The 18,302-nt window shown below is 54.6% G+C and carries 13 protein-coding genes; 9 read left to right on the plus strand and 4 right to left on the minus strand.

Features of this window, described 5'->3' with window-relative positions:
- Positions 1-127: 127 nt before the first annotated feature.
- From FIL88_RS14180 to FIL88_RS14195, 4 genes are all read right to left on the minus strand, one after another.
- Positions 128-4,639 (minus strand): NACHT domain-containing protein, encoded by a 4,512-nt coding sequence (locus FIL88_RS14180; protein ID WP_142854538.1) that lies wholly within the window; start codon positions 4,637-4,639, stop codon positions 128-130.
- A gap of 207 nt (positions 4,640-4,846) precedes the next feature.
- Positions 4,847-6,598 (minus strand): ATP-binding protein, encoded by a 1,752-nt coding sequence (locus FIL88_RS14185; RefSeq protein ID WP_142854539.1) that lies wholly within the window; start codon positions 6,596-6,598, stop codon positions 4,847-4,849.
- A 7-nt stretch (positions 6,599-6,605) separates the two neighbouring features.
- The gene (locus tag FIL88_RS14190; protein WP_185960964.1) at positions 6,606-7,643 is read right to left on the minus strand and encodes an SIR2 family protein; all 1,038 of its coding nucleotides are present in this window, start codon (positions 7,641-7,643) and stop codon (positions 6,606-6,608) included.
- A 633-nt stretch (positions 7,644-8,276) separates the two neighbouring features.
- Positions 8,277-10,532, minus strand: a complete 2,256-nt coding sequence (locus tag FIL88_RS14195; protein WP_142854541.1) for an adenosylcobalamin-dependent ribonucleoside-diphosphate reductase — start codon at positions 10,530-10,532, stop codon at positions 8,277-8,279.
- 171 nt (positions 10,533-10,703) lie between these two features.
- Between FIL88_RS14195 and FIL88_RS14200 the strand changes: the two genes are divergently transcribed.
- From FIL88_RS14200 to FIL88_RS14240, 9 genes are all read left to right on the plus strand, one after another.
- The gene (locus tag FIL88_RS14200) at positions 10,704-11,138 is read left to right on the plus strand and encodes a DUF1489 family protein (protein ID WP_142854542.1); all 435 of its coding nucleotides are present in this window, start codon (positions 10,704-10,706) and stop codon (positions 11,136-11,138) included.
- A gap of 252 nt (positions 11,139-11,390) precedes the next feature.
- Complete coding sequence (locus FIL88_RS14205) at positions 11,391-12,257, plus strand: branched-chain amino acid aminotransferase (protein ID WP_142854543.1); 867 nt, start codon at positions 11,391-11,393, stop codon at positions 12,255-12,257.
- Between the two features lie 73 nt (positions 12,258-12,330).
- Positions 12,331-12,786 carry a universal stress protein gene (locus tag FIL88_RS14210; RefSeq protein WP_142854544.1) on the plus strand — a complete coding sequence of 152 codons (456 nt, stop codon included), beginning with the start codon at positions 12,331-12,333 and terminating at the stop codon, positions 12,784-12,786.
- Between the two features lie 69 nt (positions 12,787-12,855).
- The gene (locus FIL88_RS14215; RefSeq protein ID WP_142854545.1) at positions 12,856-13,416 is read left to right on the plus strand and encodes a NifU family protein; all 561 of its coding nucleotides are present in this window, start codon (positions 12,856-12,858) and stop codon (positions 13,414-13,416) included.
- A complete protein-coding gene (gene tsaB, locus FIL88_RS14220; protein ID WP_142854546.1) occupies positions 13,406-14,014 on the plus strand; it encodes a tRNA (adenosine(37)-N6)-threonylcarbamoyltransferase complex dimerization subunit type 1 TsaB in 609 nt (202 codons plus the stop codon). Before FIL88_RS14215 ends, tsaB begins: the two co-directional genes overlap by 11 nt.
- Before the next feature lie 7 nt (positions 14,015-14,021).
- Positions 14,022-14,444, plus strand: coding sequence for a GNAT family N-acetyltransferase (locus tag FIL88_RS14225; RefSeq protein WP_142854547.1), 423 nt, complete (start codon positions 14,022-14,024; stop codon positions 14,442-14,444).
- 179 nt (positions 14,445-14,623) lie between these two features.
- On the plus strand, positions 14,624-15,619 hold the full coding sequence (locus FIL88_RS14230; RefSeq protein WP_142854548.1) for a BMP family lipoprotein: 996 nt from the start codon (positions 14,624-14,626) through the stop codon (positions 15,617-15,619).
- Between the two features lie 7 nt (positions 15,620-15,626).
- Positions 15,627-17,195 (plus strand): ABC transporter ATP-binding protein, encoded by a 1,569-nt coding sequence (locus FIL88_RS14235; RefSeq protein ID WP_142854549.1) that lies wholly within the window; start codon positions 15,627-15,629, stop codon positions 17,193-17,195.
- Positions 17,195-18,301 carry an ABC transporter permease gene (locus FIL88_RS14240; RefSeq protein ID WP_142854550.1) on the plus strand — a complete coding sequence of 369 codons (1,107 nt, stop codon included), beginning with the start codon at positions 17,195-17,197 and terminating at the stop codon, positions 18,299-18,301. The genes FIL88_RS14235 and FIL88_RS14240 overlap by 1 nt, the downstream gene beginning before the upstream one ends.
- Position 18,302: the final 1 nt, after the last annotated feature.

The following is an 18,302-nucleotide window of genomic DNA, read 5'->3' on the forward strand; positions in this document are numbered from 1 at the left end:
AGCTGAAAGTGCTGCGATACGGCTTCGCCATGGACAAGACCATCGCGGCTCCCTAGATTTCGGACAGCCAGCCACTCATTCTCAGCATCGGTAGCTGAGGTGTCCGTCAGGTCAAGTCCGAAGTTTGTCAGGTAAGAAAAACCGGAGCTGGCCTGTCGCTACCGTAGAGCTTCTTTTCCCTGTGACGTTTCCATTTTTTGATGCGGTCTTTGCGCTCTCTGGTGAACATGCTCGCGAATTTACCCCACTTGTTCGCGCACTGGTAAATTCCTGCATCATAGTCCAATCGGGCGTCCATGATCTTTGCCGCAAGGACTAGTTTGATCCAGAACTGCTCTGGGGTCTGTGCCGCCCACATTTGATCAACCCAATGTTGCGCCCAAAGTGCTTTCTCATGTGCAATCCTGGCAGCTTTTGATGCTGCCCCGATGAAACCCGCGGTTGGTTCGATTTCGTTTAGTAACGGCTGGAAGTGTTTATACTGCATCGAGAACCCGGCGATCGTGATGGCGAGGGCTTTGTCTATGGGCCGTTCGGAAGAGGTGAGTTCCGATGCGTAGTCGCGGACGAACTCTTTCGCGCCAAATCGTTCTGCGGCCAAAACTTCAAGCGCAAGCATATCATCGGTAACACACCCTTCGAACCGCTTTTTCCACAGAACTTCCGAAACAGCGGTACGGGGGCAAGCCCAAATAGCTTTATGTTCTAGAGAAAGCGCATCGGGGTACATGCGGCGAACAAAGGCCTCGCTAGCGATTGCCGTTTCAAGCAGGCTCATAGCCTTGGCTTCATCGGACTTCATCATATTTGCCGCAACTACCAGGGCGAAATCTTTGAACCAGCGCAATTGGCCACTGGGCAAGCCGAGAAGTAGATCGAGCCATTCGCCCCCCAGATTTGTGTTGCTCTTTAGGATGCCTTGAAAGGCCTCAAAGTCGATTTGCTGCGCAATGACCAAGATATCCTTGTCCGCCATCGCTTCTTCCAGTTCACCAAAGAGACGGTGGTTGCGTTGCTGGCGTGACTGGAAGTCCTCATCGCTTTCAACATCGCCAAACAAGGACTGGCTGTTCGCTTCGACCTGGAGCGGCCTGTCTTCAATCGAACGGAAGTTGTGCAAGACGTGGTCATGCGGTGCCATTGTGACTGCGATCTCCGGTGAATCAAGCTGCGATGACAGGGCGGTTGCCTTTCTCAGCCTCTGATCGAGTAGCTCGACGATTGCACCTGTGACCTCACCACCGATCCTGCGCTGCGCCAACGCCCAGCTCTCATAGGAGATGCGCGGTAAGATGGATTCAAATTCGCATGCGCGCGAGACAACAGCGTCGATCAACAATGCCGAACCGTATGTGTTCTCATAGCTTGCATTTGTAAGAGCTTCAGAGGCTTTCCAATCCCCTGCCAGGTGAGCAGTCCTCAGGCGCTCATTGTCGGTAGCAAGAGCTATTTCAAAGACTGCGCTTCGTACTAGCGAGAGGTCATTATCCATGAAGCCCGCAACGGTGTTTTCCAGTGCGGGGCTGAGGGCTTCATATGTGTGAGCGACAAGTGACAACGCACTAAAAGCAGCTTCGTTTAGCCCACTACGCGCACATTGTTCCAAGCAGTCCAAAACCGCTTCTTCGTTTGGCTTCTTGAGACTGGGAATCGCGTCGAGCGAGTAATTTCCCGCCAGAGCCTCGCAAGTCAGCAACTCAAGCTGCTCTTCGCCAGTCAGGAATGGCAGAGCAAAGTTCGTCATGTAGCATTTGATGATTTTGAGCTCGTTTTCAGGGAGCGTTTTCAGGTCCTTATTCGATTGAAGGCGTTTCGATAGATGAAGCGCAGCTTCTCTCCCGAGAAGTGGGGTGAGTGTTGTTCCGCAGAGAGCAAACTGTCTGAGGGGTAGGCCTTCGCGGGTTAGGATCTCACGGCAGAGTTCTGACGCTTTGGTGATGGCCGTTTTGGGGCCAAATCGACAAACTGCGCACAACCGCTCTCCATAGTTCAGATCTTCCGAGGTCCTACCCATGGTCGTCATGATTGGGCTGACATCCAGAGTGGCGAAGTCCTCTATCGTGTCCCCGACATTGCTAGGGAGAGTAGAATAGGGGTCACATGGATCGTTGGCACAGAGCTGCTCAAGCCGTGAGAAAGAGAGTTCTGGCACATTTTGCGTTTCGCGCAGCTTCTTCCCTATTTTTAATGCGCCTTTTGCGTCTTTTTCGCGCCCTGAAGCATAGAGGAGTTTAACCAGACACCACTTTCCGGCCCTCGATACATCTGGGTCACTTAACGGCATTGCTTGGCCTGCATACGCTTCTGCCGCCTGGATTGGATCAACGCGATTTAACTGGGTGAGCTGGAAAAACGCTTTGGAAGCTTGGTGGATGCTGTGATCGAGATGAACGCCAAGCCCAAAGGCTGCAAAGCTTGATGCCCAGGGCGCAAGCGGCTCGCCTGCAAGTAGCTCGAACGATTGGGTCAGGAGCGAGTCTGTATCTCCTGTCGTGACATGGCATTGTGCGAAAAGCTGCCGCTCGTAATCTGAAAATGCTGCGATTGCTTCATCAATCTCAGCTTGACGCCTCTCAGCTCGTTCCTGATCCTTATCGTCGAGGCGACCATACTTTGATTGCTGGTCAAAAGCATCAGTGTTGACGTGCCTTAGCCAGCTCTCGATTGCGTCCTGCACAGAAGGTTTGGTGTGCGTGTGTTCCATCATTTGCTTCACAGATGCGACCAACCATTTTTCGTTGATTGGGCTTCGCCATTCGAGGAGTTTCTCCTTAGCGGCGTTCAGTGTCGCTTCCGGGTTTCTGCGCACAACATCAAAGAACTGCGGATACGCCCTTTCCTCGAGATTTTGCAGTTCACAGAAGATGCTGACGAGAACTTTGAAGAGTTCTGGGGCTTCCCTTTCGGGATCACAGGCGCAAACATGCATCGCGGCGAGAACGACGCGGCTTGTCTGATCGAGTGCCGATATGGGTTCGATCAGTTCCCGCGCTCTAGGATCAAATTGCGTGCTATCGCCGGAAGACCCAAGAATACGGTCTACTACCGCGAAGCCTAGGGCAAGAGAGAGGCCTTCCTGCTTGATGACGTATCCGCCGCTTGGTCTCTGTCTCGACTGGAAGAAACGCGTCTCTTTTACAGCCAATAGGCTGTCCTCAAACACCAGCTCTGAAGATAGTGTTTCACCGACTCTCAACGCGTCGAGGACGTTTCCAGCACGATCACTCAACGCCTTGATAAGTTCGTTTGGAGACTGGTCTTCAAAGCCGTCACTTTGCATTCTGTTGATATGCTCGAACAGAAGGCTTTCAGTCGTAAGGCCTGACCAGGCAAGCGGCTCATCTATCGGGAGTACCTCAATCGCAATCCCCAGAAGCCGCGGATTGAGTAGACTATTCAGGGTCGTTTGATCGAGTACGTTTGAAACAATCCCAGCTAACCCGAGGATTTCATCTCTCTCACTAGACTTCCAGTCTGCAACGATCACTCTCTGCTTGCGATTGAAACCTCTAAGGACATTACGCTGGTAATACTGCGGACGGCTTGTGATGAGCAGCCTACCGCCGCGCATCTCGATCAGGGCTTCAAGCGCGTTGAGAATTTTATCCCATGCAAGATCTGGCCTTTGGTTGATGCCATCTACCACGACCATGAAGCCCTCACTTGGAGGCACCGTTTCCCAAGCAAGAAACCTGCGTCGCCACCGTTCTGCGCTACCCGGAGCGTTTTCTGTTTGTTGGGCAAAAGCCTCAACGAGAAGGTTTTCAAAGCCTGCAGGATTGACGCCTTCTAGTGCTTCGGCGCTTAGCGCAACCGTAAGCCCCGGAAACTGAACTGCAGCTTCTGCAGCAACCCAGCTTTTTCCAACTCCCTCCGCACCAAGAACGAGACAGGTCGTTTCCTTGCAATGTCCTTCTACGATCGCTTGTAAATGAGCCTCACGCCTTAAGTTCGGTGTGTCAGGATTTAGAGGCGCAGTTGGTTGCCCAAGGCGATAGCGAGCTTTCGCCGCGGATGAGAGAGTTGCCCGCAACCATTTCTTGTTGGCCTCAATTGCCTGCCTGCCGGAGATCTCTTTGGCGCTAAACTCGGATTGCAGAGATTTCCAGCGAAGTTTCGCAACTTCACTATTCTTTAGGGAAATTAGCGCACCTTCAATTTCCGTTTCGGTCACCGAGGCTTGTGTTCTACTGGCGATCCACGCCGCGATGTCGTCTCCGGCGTTGGCCAAGACAATGCCAAGCGCGGGCAGTTCCTGATCATTCCAGTCCAAGACTAACGTTGCAATGCCCTGGTTTTCACCATCAGTGGACAGATCTTGCGCAAGCTGGTTTGGCACCGCCACTGTTGCTCCAAGAACCCAGAGGATTTCGGCTTCGGATTTGCGACGGCCGAGATCAGCTATCTTAGTGAGCACCGCCTCGCGAGTAAGCTTCGACGAGTATCTTTTTGCTTCAAAGCAAACAGGATTAGCAGGGTTTTCACCTTGCCCATCAACCCCAAACTGAAAGCCGCTTGCTGCTAGACGCATCGGGTTCCCTGATACTCGGGCAAGCACGAGAGCAAGGAGCCCCTCAAAGCCGTCTCGTCCCGTTGCGGGCAGATCATTGAGGGCAGATTTAAGAGAGGTGGCGCTCATACGCGTTCAAGCCTGTAAGTAGCAAATATAAATTCTAGCCCGCTTCGCCAGAGTGACACAGCATGTTGACTTAGTTCGACAAAATGAGGCTAGACAACTTAACTTGCGAAGGCAGCTGCAGCCCATAAGCGGACATTGGCTTTCCGGGCGTCGGATGGAATCCGGCCATTCGGTTTAGGTGTTAGTCAAAACAATTTCAGATTTTGTTTACCTCGCGCTTTGGCGTCTCCAAGACAATACAGCCCCCGAAATATCAGATTCTGGTACTTCGCCTGCCCAACGATCCCAGAAATCGATCGTCGCACTGTTTGGTTTGTATCTCGGCGCTCCAACGCGGACTCTAGTGGGTAAAAGGCTCGCATCACCAACCACCAAAGCTTCCCCAACATCTAGAACCGGTAAGAGGTCGCCAAATCCTCCGAGGCTATCGGGTAGAAGCCTTCTGATCACACTCTGATCATCCCCATTCGCCAAACGCATAGCGATCACGTTATTGCATTGACTCAACACCGTCCTGTTCACCTCCGATGGACGTTGACTAATGACAACAAGCCCAACTCCGTACTTCCGGCCTTCTTTGGCAAGGCGTTCAAAGATTCCTACAGAGATATCGTCAACACCGTCGCGTCCTGCCCGCTCCGGAATGTACAAGTGCGCTTCATCGCAGAACAGCGCCACGGGATGGCGCTTTTCTACGGGTGTCCATTGAGTAATGTTGAAAACCAATCGTGCAAGAAGGCTTACCATCAACGGCAGGATGTCAGACGGAACTTCCGAAAAATCAATAATCTTGATGCCGCCACGCTTGTCAGCCTGCGACCCTCGGCTTGCGGTTAATAAGTGCGCCAATTTCGGCAGCCAATCCATATCCATGCATTCTGCGTGAGGTTGAAAGAGAAAACCAAGCCGGCGATCTAAGTGTTTTGCTTCAAAACGGGCAATTAAGCGGCTCAATTTACCATTAAAATCACCAGCTTTTGTTGTGTTCGCCTTAGCGCCTTCCACCCGTTCGGTATCAAGGAACTTTAGGCGGTCAAGAACTTCGCCTAGCGGAAACGGAACGGGGCTATCTACTGTAAAATTGGCTAAAACATCTCTCTGACCTCCATCGGAGAGGTATTTACGTTTTGAGTCCGTAATGCTGTTGGCCATCACCATTGCTTGGTTGGGTGCATTCTGATCGGAGCGATCGACAAAGAGAGAAACCATGGCTTCATACCCGAGAAGCCAATAGGGTAGATAGAGAACACCGTCATCGAGCCCTTGATCCTGCTCAAGGTCTCCCGGCCCGGCAACACGCAAGTGTCGAAACTCTTCGCCATCCAACGTGCTGTATTCGCCATGAATGTCGAATAAAATGGCATTGGCCTGATTTAGCGCCGCCACCTGGTCCAGCATGCGGGCCGTGGTGTACGATTTGCCAGAGCCGGTACTGCCAACAATAACGGCATGACGTTGAAATAGACGGTTTCCGTTGAGAAACGCAGTCGCTCCCTCGTCCAGGGTATATTTCCCAAGCTCAAGCTGCGGTCCGTCACCCGTTACATTGGAAATGACCTGCATAAAATCTGTTAGGCGCTTGCCTTCTAACGCAAAACAGTTCGCATCAATTTCAGGCACAGTTTCAAGTGTTCTTCGGAAGACATTTTCCAGCAATCCTTGCTTATCGATCAAGGTGCCAATCAGCGAAACTCGTACCAAGTTGTTCTCAGGTAAGTCGATGATTTCGTCTGCGTTGTCCTTTGAATCCTCTGGCGAGGCTTCGGGCGCTTTACGTGTGATCCTTGACACCACGCCAACCAAGTGTTGACCTGCTTTGCTACTTTGAAGCGCAACCAATCGATTGACCTGCACTCGCTTAAGGCGCTCAAGCTCATCAACTCTAACTACGACTACCGCGGTATCAACAGCGATAATCTTCCCTAAAGCTTCACCATCATCGTAATCAAAAATTGCCATCTAAAATTCACAAAGCCATCTTATTAAAATTATCAAACGACCAGAGGTCAGGTTGCGCGATGCTCACCCCTTCGGGATAATCCGGTAAAAAAACACGTGTTCCTTCGCCATCCCTTTCTAGCGCCATATATGCTTGCCCTGCGCTTTCAGCGAGAAACCTTTTCGCTTCCTCCGTGAGTGTGCGTGCCAAAATCACAATAGGAACATTACGCTGCCTGCACTTTTCGACGATTTTCGGCTGAATATGCTGGTCACGAAAACCGTAACCAACACAGAGAAAGGATGCCGCTTGAGCTAATGCTCTATCTGCTCCCTGGATAGCAGACCGAAAAGGTTCATCGTGCGTTCGCTCATATTTGCTGACGCCGGGCGTTACGATTAGTGGCTCTAAGTCTTCTGGTAGCCGTTCCGAAATTGGTAAAGAGACTACACGACCCGAATTGTCTGCAAACCAATCAAGCGAACCATGGACCTTCCAAATTCGGACCGTTCTTGCAGCGTAAGCCCCACGACGAATTGATACAGGGTCGCCGCCCTCGCGGTTTCGAATGATGCCCGGTTCAAAACCTGCAGCGTGAAAGTATCCCGCTATGTCACAAGCATACTCCACCACACGGTCATAGTTTGGAGTAACAATATTTGTGACCATGTGAGTACTTTTAAACATTCCCTGAAGTAGATCAGACAGGCTAAAATGTTCCCGACCACGCGCTGCTCGCGCCATCAAAGCAAGGTCATCCTCCGCAATGGCACGCCAAGTAAGGGCGACAATCTTCTCAACGAGGCTTGCCGGTGCAGCAGTTTTCAACAAAGCTTCTTCGAGGCCATCACCTCCCGCCAACGCAGTTCTAATTAGCAGCCAAGAATCTGTTTCCTCACCCTCGTCAAGTTGGATGTGATCTTGGAGATACTGGGCCAAATCACCCATACTTCTCAAACCATGCACAATTGACGCTCCGCTGCCTAGAACGACAACAGGGTGGTGCTGAATACACGTTTGAGCGGTAGCCGCTATTCGTTCAATTAGTTGGATTTCTTCGTTCAATTGAAAGTCCTCGTAAATACCCACAACCATAGAGATAGTGTCGCTCCGGCGCATCTAAAAAATGATTGAAAGGCATCCATAAATTGCCCTTGGTTACTTTTGGTGATTGGTGCTTCGTGTTTCATCTCTTTGATGCCGGGCTGGTGGAAGGAATCCACTGTCCAGGCAGCATTGCGAAGTCCGCTATCTGCAGATGATGTTGAAAAACTCCAATTTAGCCGAAAGTCGACGAGAACTTCGCTCATAGAAGGCCAGTTGCAGAATTGGCCAAGAGGTCAGCCAAAACACGGATGTGACCGTGTGGGGGGGGCTTCTGATATGTTGAGGCAACCATGACCAGTCTTTCTGATGCGCTCCAGTTAGCGGAAATTCGGGGGCACAGAATTTTTGAATCTCTCAACAACATCTGCAAGTAGCTGCCATTTGATCAAGGCATAGTGAATAACCGCTCCCCCCCCGGTTGAGCTCGTATGACCTTCAGTCCAGCACAATTTAAGTTTGCTAGCTACAGCCCGAAATCAAACGGCCTCGGATTGGATCCGAGGCCGTTTTCTACATTTGAGGGACAAAATGACCTTTTGAAACGTTTAGGTCATGTCGCGTGAAACGCCACAAGTGTACCGTGCTAGACGGTCACCCGCATTTCGAATAGCCACAAGAACCGCACGTCATACAGCCCTCGACCATACGCATGTCGTATTGGCCGCAACTCGGGCAAGCTTTGCCGCGTGGCGCTTCGCCAAGGTTTACCACCTCAGCTTGCGGGTCCGACTTCAGGCCCATGCCTTCACCTTCAATGAAGCCGGTTACAATCATGTGGCGTTCGATCACTGATCCGATCGCCGCCAGAATAGAGGGTATGTACTTCCCGTCCATCCACGCCCCACCACGCGGGTCGAACACGGCTTTCAGCTCTTCCACGACAAAGCTAACATCGCCTCCACGGCGGAACACGGCCGAGATCATGCGCGTCAGGGCCACTGTCCAGGCAAAGTGCTCCATATTCTTCGAGTTGATAAACACTTCGAACGGGCGGCGGTTACCGTTGATGATCAAATCATTCACGGTGATATAGATCGCATGCTCGCTGTCAGGCCATTTAACCTTATAGGTATGCCCTTCCAAAGACTGCGGACGATCCAGCGGCTCCGAGATATAGACGACATCCGCGCCAGTGTCGGCTTCGGGCGTCTTTTCGCTGCTTTCGGAAACCGACAGAACCGATCCGGTCACATCGTTCGGGCGATAGGTGGTGCAGCCTTTACAGCCAGTTTCCCACGCTTCCATATACACGTCCTTGAAGTCGTCAAAGCTGATGTCTTCGGGGCAGTTGATGGTCTTCGAAATCGAGCTGTCGATCCATTTCTGCGCTGCGGCCTGCATCTTGACGTGATCCATCGGGGCCAACGTCTGAGCATTGACGAAATAGTCCGGCAGCTCTTTGTCGCCGAACTTATCGCGCCACAGCTGCACGGCGTAATCCACGACCTCTTCTTCGGTGCGGGTGCCATCGGGCTGAAGCACCTTACGGGTATAGGCATAGGCGAAGACCGGCTCGATCCCCGAGGATACGTTACCGGCATAAAGACTGATCGTGCCGGTCGGTGCGATCGAGGTCAGAAGCGCGTTGCGAATGCCATGCTCGCGGATCGCGTCCCGCACATCGTCATCCATATGCTGCAACGACCCCGAGGCCAGATACTTGTCCGCGTCAAACAGCGGGAACGGCCCTTTTTCCTTAGCAAGCTCGACTGACGCCAGATAGGACGCACGGGCGATTTGCTTCATCCACGCTTCGGTCTGGGCCGCGGCCTCGTCCGAGCCATAGCGCAGACCCAGCATCAACAATGCATCCGCCAGACCGGTCACACCAAGCCCGATACGGCGCTTGGCTTGCGCTTCTTGCGCCTGCGCTTCCAGCGGAAAACGGCTTTCGTCCACCACGTTGTCCATCATGCGGACAGCTGTGGTAACCAGTTCGGACAGTGCATCGCCATCAAGTTCTGCATTGGCCTCGAACGGGTCCTTGACCAGTTTTGCAAGGTTGATCGACCCCAGCAGGCACGCGCCATAAGGCGGCAAAGGTTGCTCGCCACAGGGATTGGTGGCAGCGATCGTCTCGCAATAGTTCAGGTTGTTCATTTGGTTGATGCGGTCGATGAAGATCACGCCCGGTTCGGCATAGCCATAGGTCGCATTCATGATCTTGTTCCAAAGATCACGGGCCTCGACCGTGTGATAGATCTTGCCGTCGAATTTCAGATCCCAGCTGCCATCTTCCTTTACGGCTTCCATGAACGCGTCCGTGACCAGAACCGACATGTTGAACATGCGCAGACGGGCGGCGTCCGATTTGGCGGTGATGAAATCTTGAATATCCGGGTGATCACAACGCATCGTGGCCATCATCGCGCCACGGCGCGACCCTGCCGACATTATGGTACGGCACATGGAATCCCACACATCCATAAACGACAAAGGCCCCGAAGCATCTGCCGCGACACCGGTCACATCCGCCCCTTTGGGACGAATGGTCGAGAAGTCATACCCGATCCCCCCGCCCTGCTGCATCGTCAGCGCTGCTTCTTTCAACATATCAAAAATGCCTGACATGCTGTCAGGGATCGTACCCATGACGAAGCAGTTGAAAAGCGTAACCGCCCGACCGGTTCCCGCACCTGCAGTGATTCGCCCCGCAGGCAAGAATTTGAAGTCTTCCAATGCGCCGTAGAACCGCTCTTCCTGCGTCGGCTCTGAGACGGACAGCGCACGGGCGACCCGCCTCCATGTGTCGTCAACCGTCTGATCGATTGGCGTTCCGTTAGCGGATTTAAGGCGATATTTCATATCCCAAATCTGTTCGGCGATAGGGGCGGCGAAACGGCTCATACGGTAAATCCTGTCTGTCTTTGGGGGGCTTTGAGCATACGAAAACAGCCCGATTGGGTCAATGCCGTGCTTAAGATCTTCGAACGTTGTAAACCGCGATAGTGTCATTTGCGAATCCTGAATGCCAGGCGTAAGATTAGCACTCTGACACTCAAGATCTGGACGGTGAGATTGGGAAACCACGTAAATCTGGTAAAGCTATGCGTCGGAGCCGAGAAGGTCGAGGACCTTACTGCCTGGCAGAATATGCGGCGCGGACTAACCGGACTGCCCAATCCGCGCCACGTCACCCGCATGTGGCCCAAACGCGAAGCCGAGTTGTTGGATGGCGGCTCGCTGTATTGGGTATTCAAAGGGCTGATCCTTGCACGGCAGCGCATTCTACATCTGGACGAAGTGATTGGTCAGGATGGTATTCGTCGTTGCGCGCTTGTCCTTGATCCGCAGGTGGTTCGCACCGAAAGCCAGCCACGCCGGGCCTTTCAGGGGTGGCGTTACCTCTCCCCCGAAGACGCGCCGCGGGACTTGAAAGAAGGCACCGACCCCAACCAAGACCCGCTTCCAGCCAAGCTCGCCTCGGCCCTGGCTGACATCGGCATCCGCTGAGGCATCCGCTGAGGCATCCGCTGGACTGTCACAAAAGTTTTGTGTTCACACCGCACAATACACCCGTGCCCGATTCCAAACGCCGGATGCCCGCCCGGCAAATTCTTGGGCACCTTGCGTGCCCGTCTGGTCCTGTCGCACGCATTTTACGCTCTGACGGCATCCCCCTGCCGTCAGAGCGTTTTCGCCTTTGTTGCTCTTGGAACGATCTGAATTCACTGATAGCCTTCGCGAAAATCGCAGGAGGTCATGATGGCGATCGGCACCAATATCCGCACATATTTCAATGGAACATGGCACAACGAAGATCTGGCTGTGATGAAGGCCGCGGACCATGGATCGTGGCTGGGGACAAACGTGTTCGATGGCGCGCGGTTCTTTGAAGGCGTCCACCCGGATCTTGAAGCGCATTGCGCCCGTACCAATCGGTCCGCCGAAGCGCTGATGATCACCCCCACCGTGACCACGGCACAAATGATCGAGATCGTCCAAGAAGGTCTGGCACTGTTTCCGCATGACGCAGCCGTTTATATTCGCCCGATGTATTGGGCTTTGGACGGCGGTCACATGGGGGTTGCGCCAAAAGAAAACAGCACGGGCTTTGCCATCTCGCTTGAACAAATTCCGATGGCTCCGGCACAGGTATCATCCCGCCTGACCGCAACCCGCTTTCGCCGCCCTACGCTGGACAGTGCCATCGTGAACGCGAAGGCAGGGTGCCTCTATCCAAACAACGCCCGGATGCTGCTGGAAGCCCGCGCGAAAGGGTTTGACAATGCGTTGTCTTTGGACGCGCTTGGCAATGTGGCCGAGACCGCAACCGCGAATGTCTTCATGGTTAAGGACGGCGAGATTTTCACCCCAATCGCCAATGGCTGTTTTCTGGCTGGAATCACCCGTGCACGCCACATCAAAAACCTGCGTGCGGATGGATATACTGTGCATGAAACCGTTTTAGGCTATGATGATTTCCACAATGCGGACGAGGTGTTCACCTCGGGCAACATGTCCAAAGTCACCCCGGTCAGCGCCTTTGACGACACGAACTATAACATAGGCCCCGTGACCCAACGTGTCCGCGAACTCTATTGGGATTGGGCCCTGTCCAGCGACGCTTAACGCGGCGGGACGTGAAAAACGATAGACACTCCCCGGTCGCTCGGGCACAGTGACCCCGTTTCGGAGGACATCTATGCGCAAGTTTCTCGTTATTCTGGATGACAGCCGCGAATGCCTGAACGCGATGCGGTTCGCAGCCATGCGTGCGGCCCATACGGGTGGGGGCGTCACAGTTCTGTCGATCATCCCACCAGATGAATTCAATCACTGGATCGGTGTGGGCGAGCTGATGCGCGAGGAAGAGCGTGAACGCATTACCGTCCATTACGAAGTCTTTGCCAAATGGATGCGTGACCGACAGGATGTTGAACCCGAATTGGTCATCCGTGAAGGTGAAGCCGTACCGGAAATTTTGGCGCATGTACGCGAAAATCCCGATGTGGGCGTGCTGGTTCTGGGGGCCGGCGAAGGCAAAAAAGGGCCCGGCCCCTTGGTGACCCAGATGACCCGCGCCGCCGCCGATTTGCCAATCCCGATCACCATTGTGCCCGGCACGATGACCAAAGAACGTCTTGAAGCGATCACCTGACGCAACCCGATCTGCTTGACAGGGCGCGGGCCGAGGCCCATATCAAACCTGACAAATAAGGTGTTCCCCATGTTCATTCAGACCGAATCCACTCCGAACCCCGCAACGCTGAAGTTCCTGCCCGGACAGGATGTTCTTGGCGCCGGAACCGCTGACTTCCCAACAGCTGACGCAGCCGAGGCATCGCCTTTGGCGTCGCGTATCTTCAAGGTCAGCGGCGTAACCGGCGTGTTCTTCGGCGCAGACTTCGTGACGGTAACCAAGGATGATGCGGTCGAATGGGACCACGTGAAACCCGCCATTCTTGGCGCGATCATGGAGCATTTCCAGTCAGGCCAGCAGGTTATGGCGGGCGAAGCCGCGGCGTCAGGGCATGCAGAACATACAGGCGAAGACGGCGAGATCGTTGAGCAAATCAAAGAGCTCCTGGACACACGTGTGCGCCCAGCCGTGGCACAGGATGGTGGCGACATCACCTTCCACGGATTTGACCGCGGCATCGTCTATCTGCACATGCAAGGCGCCTGCGCGGGCTGCCCGTCCTCGACCCTGACATTGAAGATGGGGATCGAGAACCTGTTGAAACACTATATCCCCGAAGTGATCGAGGTACGCCCTGTTGCAGCCTGATCCAGTGATCTTGGCATTTGACACATCGGCCGCGCATTGCGCGGCCGCTTTGCTGTGCGGGGATCAGATTGTCGCCGAGCGACATGAACACATGGCAAAGGGGCAAGCCGAACGGTTGTTTCCGTTGCTGGAAGAGGTCCAGGCAGAGGCCAACATGGCTTGGGCTGACCTTGCAGCACTTGGCGTCGGAATTGGTCCCGGGAATTTTACCGGCATCCGCATCGCGGTTTCGGCGGCGCGCGGGCTGGCGCTGTCACTGGGCATCCCAGCGATTGGTGTGTCATCTCTTGAAGCGCAGGTTGTTGACGCGCCCCGCCCGGTTTGGTCCTTGATCGACGCGCGGCGCGACCACCTCTATGCGCAAAGTTTCAGCGCGGAAGGCAATGGCGCACCCGATTTAATCTCGGCTGACGAGATCGACGCCTTGTCCGGTGCGCGTATTGGCCCGAACTTGGACCACAGCCCTGCCCCCGCCATTGCAAGGATCGCGGCCGAACGCATGCAGTCAGGCGATACGCTTGATCGCCCAGCACCGCTGTATATCCGCACAGCAGACGCTGCCCCGCCGCGCGATCCGGCACCGGTTATCCTGCCCTAAAACGACAATGACGCACCCTGACCCTCAGACCCTTTCCGATATCCACATGGCCGCGTTCAGCACCGCGCGTGGATGGAGCGCCAAGGAAATTGCAGGGCTCTTAACCTCGCCACATGTTTTCACCGCCACCATTCCGGATGGCTTCGTTATGGGGCGTGTCATCGTGGACGAGGCCGAGTTGCTGACCATTGCCGTTTCACCTGCCGCACAAGGACAGGGATTCGGAGCAACCCTTTTGGCCGATTTCGAACGCATCGCATTCCAGCGCGGGGCCACGCGGGCGCTCCTTGAAGTCGCAACTGACAATTTCTCGGCCCTTGCGCTGTATCGTCGCGCGGGCTGGATCGCGTGCGGGTCCCGGCATGCGTATTATACCCGTCCAGATGGTACGACCTGCGATGCAGTCTTGATGGAAAGGCACCTTACCTAAGGTGAACCACCTGATTTCCCCTAGGTTTCGCGGCATTGCGGCGAACAATTTTCAGCATCCCCTCTTGCTCTCGGATGAAAATACCGGATGATCCTGTGCAGCGATCTGCTCGCAGACTATTGGGGAATCGGCGGACATTCGGTCTGTGCAGCCCCACAACAACAACCGGGAGATACACAATGACCCTGATGAAAAGCTTTCTGGGCGCCGCCGCGTCGCTGGCCCTGACTGCAGGTGCCGCACTGGCCGAACCCGCAATCATTTTTGACTTGGGCGGTAAATTTGACAAATCCTTCAACGAAGCTGGCTTCAATGGCGCCGAAAAATGGGCCAAGGAAACCGGTGGTTCGTATCTTGAGGTCGAACTGCAGTCGGAAGCACAGCGTGAACAAGCCCTGCGCCGTTTTGCTGAAACCGGCGCCAACCCCGTGATCACCATGGGCTTCGCCATGTCGACCCCGATCTCGGAAGTGGCTCCCGATTACCCGGACACAACCTTCGTCACCATCGACGGCTGGTCGGATGCACCGAACGTTCTGAACGTTGCATTCTCGGAGCATGAAGGTTCGTATCTGGTCGGCATGATGGCTGCGACCGCCTCGAAATCGGGGACTGTTGGCTTCATTGGCGGCATGGACATCCCGCTGATCCGTAAATTCGCCTGTGGTTACGCAGAAGGCGTGAAGGCCGTAAACCCAGATGCAACCGTGATTGCCAACATGACCGGCACCACGCCTGCAGCTTGGAATGACCCGGTAAAAGGTGGCGAGCTGACCAAAGCACAAATCAGCCAAGGCGCTGACATCGTATATGCTGCTGCTGGCGGCACCGGTCTGGGCGTTCTGCAAACTGCGGCTGATGAAGGTATCCTGTCGATCGGCGTGGACTCGAACCAGAACCACCTCCAGTCGGGCAAAGTCCTGACCTCGATGCTGAAACGCGTGGACGTGGCTGTCTATGAAGCCATGAAAATGGGCGCAGACATCAAGCCTGGCGTACAGGTCATGAACCTGGCTGCCGAAGGTGTTGGCTATGCGCTGGACGAACACAACGCGGCTTTGGTTTCGGATGAAATGAAAGCAACTGTGGACGCAGCTGCTGCCAAGATCATCTCGGGCGAACTGGTCGTACACGACTATATGTCCGACGATAGCTGCCCGGTTCTGGACTTCTGATCCGACCATGGTAGGTGCAAAAACCGAGGGGCAACAGGCGACTGTTGCCCCCGCAATCGAGCTTCGCGGCATCTCGAAGGCTTTTGGCCCGGTGCAGGCGAACAAGGACATCTCGATTTCCGTACAGCCGGGGACGATCCACGGGATCATCGGCGAAAACGGTGCGGGAAAATCCACGCTGATGTCCATTCTGTATGGGTTCTATAAAGCGGATGAGGGCCAGATCTTCATTCACGGAAAGGAAACCCAAATCCCGGACAGTCAGGCCGCCATTCGCGCTGGCATCGGGATGGTGTTCCAGCACTTCAAACTGGTCGAAAACTTCTCGGTGCTTGAGAATGTAATCCTTGGAGTCGAAGACGGCGCGATGCTGCGTCCGTCGCTGGCCAAGGCGCGAAAATCTCTGAAAGCACTGGCGGATGAGTACGAACTCCACGTTGATCCCGAGGCCCTGATTGAAAATCTGGGTGTGGGCAGTCAACAACGTGTCGAGATCCTCAAGGCGCTGTATCGCGAAGCCGATATTCTGATTTTGGACGAACCGACCGGTGTGCTGACACCGGCCGAAGCCGATCACCTGTTCCGCATTCTGAACGGGCTGCGCGATCAGGGAAAAACCATCATCCTGATCACGCACAAGCTGCGCGAGATCATGGAGATCACAAACACGGTGTCCGTGATGCGTCGCGGCGAAATGACCGCGACCGTCAAAACCAAAGACACCAATCCAGAAGAACTGGCCGAGCTGATGGTCGGGCGAAAAGTGCTGCTTCGCGTCGACAAAGTGCCCGCCCAACCGGGCGAAAAGGTGCTGGATATCAAAGACCTGCATATGGTCGATGACCATGGAGTCGAGCGCCTGAAAGGCATCAATCTGAATGTTCGCGCGGGCGAAATCCTGGGGATTGCAGGCGTGTCCGGCAATGGCCAGTCCGAGCTGATGGAAGTTCTGGGCGGCTATGCCTCTGCGACCGGTGAAATCCGCGTGAATGGCGACCCGATTGACCTGACCGGCAAGTATTCGGATGGACGCTCGCGCCGTGAACGTGGGATCGCCCACGTGCCCGAAGATCGGCAGGAACACGGGTTGATCATGAATTTCCCGGCTTGGCAGAACGTGGCCTTCGGCTATCACCATTCAGAAGAGTATCAGAAGAATGCCCTTTTGATGGACAACAAGAAGATGGTCGAAATCGCGCAGGACAAGATGGACCGTTTCGACGTCCGCCCGCCCCTGCCGGGCCTTGCCGCCAAGAACTTCTCGGGCGGGAACCAGCAAAAAATTGTTGTCGCACGTGAAATCGAACGCAATCCCGATCTGCTTTTGGTCGGCCAGCCAACACGCGGCGTCGACATCGGCGCGATCGAGTTTATTCACAAACAGATCATCGGATTGCGTGATCAAGGCAAGGCCGTGCTTCTGGTCTCGGTCGAGCTGGAAGAGATCCTGTCGCTTTCCGACCGGATTGCTGTGATGTTTGACGGACATATCATGGGCGAACACCTGCCCGACCAGACCGATGAACGAGAGCTTGGCCTTCTGATGGCCGGTGTCACCGGCGAAGGAGACCGCTAATGGATAAGATGCCGAAATGGGCAGATATCGCCCTGATTCCCTTCCTGAATCTGTTGATCGCCTTTGTTTTGTCCGGCTTGGTGATCTTCGCCATTGGCGAAAACCCGTTCAAAGCGCTCATGACCATGATCGACGGCGCGTTCGGATCGACCTATGGCTGGGGCTATACGCTCTATTATACCACCAACTTCATCTTCACCGGGCTGGCCGTGTCCATCGCCTTTAAAGCCGCGATGTTTAACATCGGTGGCGAAGGTCAGGCGATGATTGGCGGCTTGGGCGTGGGCATTGCCTGCTTGTTCATCCCGGCTGTTCTGATGCCACATTGGACCATCGCTTTGGTATTCGCGATGATTGCAGGTGCCATTTTCGGCGCAGGCTGGGCGCTGATCCCGGCCTATCTGCAAGCCAAGCGCGGCAGCCACGTCGTGATCACCACGATCATGTTCAACTTCATCGCAACAGCGTTGATGGGCTATCTTCTGATCGGGCCTCTGAAGCTGAAAAGCGCGCAGGAAAGCGCCTCGGCCTCGTTCCCGGATGTAACGAACCTGCCCACCTTGCACGAGGTTCTGGCCCCGCTAGGCATCAGCTTTTCGAAATCGGCACCCGCAAACGTATCGCTGTTTATCGCGCTTGCCATGTGCGTCGTGGTCTATCTGTTGATGAACCGTTCGCGTCTGGGGTACGAAATCCGGGCCTTTGGCGAAAGCCCCACGGCGTCGGTCTATGCGGGTATCTCGCCCACCAAAATCATCATCATCGCGATGATGCTGTCGGGTGCGATTTCTGGTCTGATGGCAATCAACGCCACGATGGGGCAGCACGAACGGCTGATCCTGAATGCTGTTGAGGGCGCTGGTTTTATCGGCATCGCCGTCGCTCTGATGGGCCGCAACCACCCGTTCGGAGTGCTGCTGGCGGCACTTTTGTTCGGGTTCCTGTATCAAGGTGGCAGCGAATTGTCGCTTTGGTCAAAAATCCCGCGCGAACTGATCGTGGTTATCCAAGGGTTGGTGATCCTGTTCACGGGCGCTTTGGACAATATGGTGCGCATGCCTGTTGAACGCATGTTCATTGCCGCCGCCAAACGAAAGGACGCCTAAG

The organism is Aliiroseovarius halocynthiae, from assembly GCF_007004645.1.
GTDB lineage: Bacteria > Pseudomonadota > Alphaproteobacteria > Rhodobacterales > Rhodobacteraceae > Aliiroseovarius > Aliiroseovarius halocynthiae.

Bases quoted from the DNA above. Each gene is read 5' to 3' on its own strand.
- FIL88_RS14180 (WP_142854538.1), bottom strand. From the start codon at position 4,639: ATGAGCGCCACCTCTCTTAAATCTGCCCTCAATGATCTGCCCGCAACG.
- FIL88_RS14185 (WP_142854539.1), bottom strand. From the start codon at position 6,598: ATGGCAATTTTTGATTACGATGATGGTGAAGCTTTAGGGAAGATTATC.
- FIL88_RS14195 (WP_142854541.1), bottom strand. From the start codon at position 10,532: ATGAGCCGTTTCGCCGCCCCTATCGCCGAACAGATTTGGGATATGAAA.
- FIL88_RS14205 (WP_142854543.1), top strand. From the start codon at position 11,391: ATGGCGATCGGCACCAATATCCGCACATATTTCAATGGAACATGGCAC.
- FIL88_RS14210 (WP_142854544.1), top strand. From the start codon at position 12,331: ATGCGCAAGTTTCTCGTTATTCTGGATGACAGCCGCGAATGCCTGAAC.
- FIL88_RS14215 (WP_142854545.1), top strand. From the start codon at position 12,856: ATGTTCATTCAGACCGAATCCACTCCGAACCCCGCAACGCTGAAGTTC.
- FIL88_RS14225 (WP_142854547.1), top strand. From the start codon at position 14,022: ATGACGCACCCTGACCCTCAGACCCTTTCCGATATCCACATGGCCGCG.
- FIL88_RS14230 (WP_142854548.1), top strand. From the start codon at position 14,624: ATGACCCTGATGAAAAGCTTTCTGGGCGCCGCCGCGTCGCTGGCCCTG.
- FIL88_RS14235 (WP_142854549.1), top strand. From the start codon at position 15,627: ATGGTAGGTGCAAAAACCGAGGGGCAACAGGCGACTGTTGCCCCCGCA.
- FIL88_RS14240 (WP_142854550.1), top strand. From the start codon at position 17,195: ATGGATAAGATGCCGAAATGGGCAGATATCGCCCTGATTCCCTTCCTG.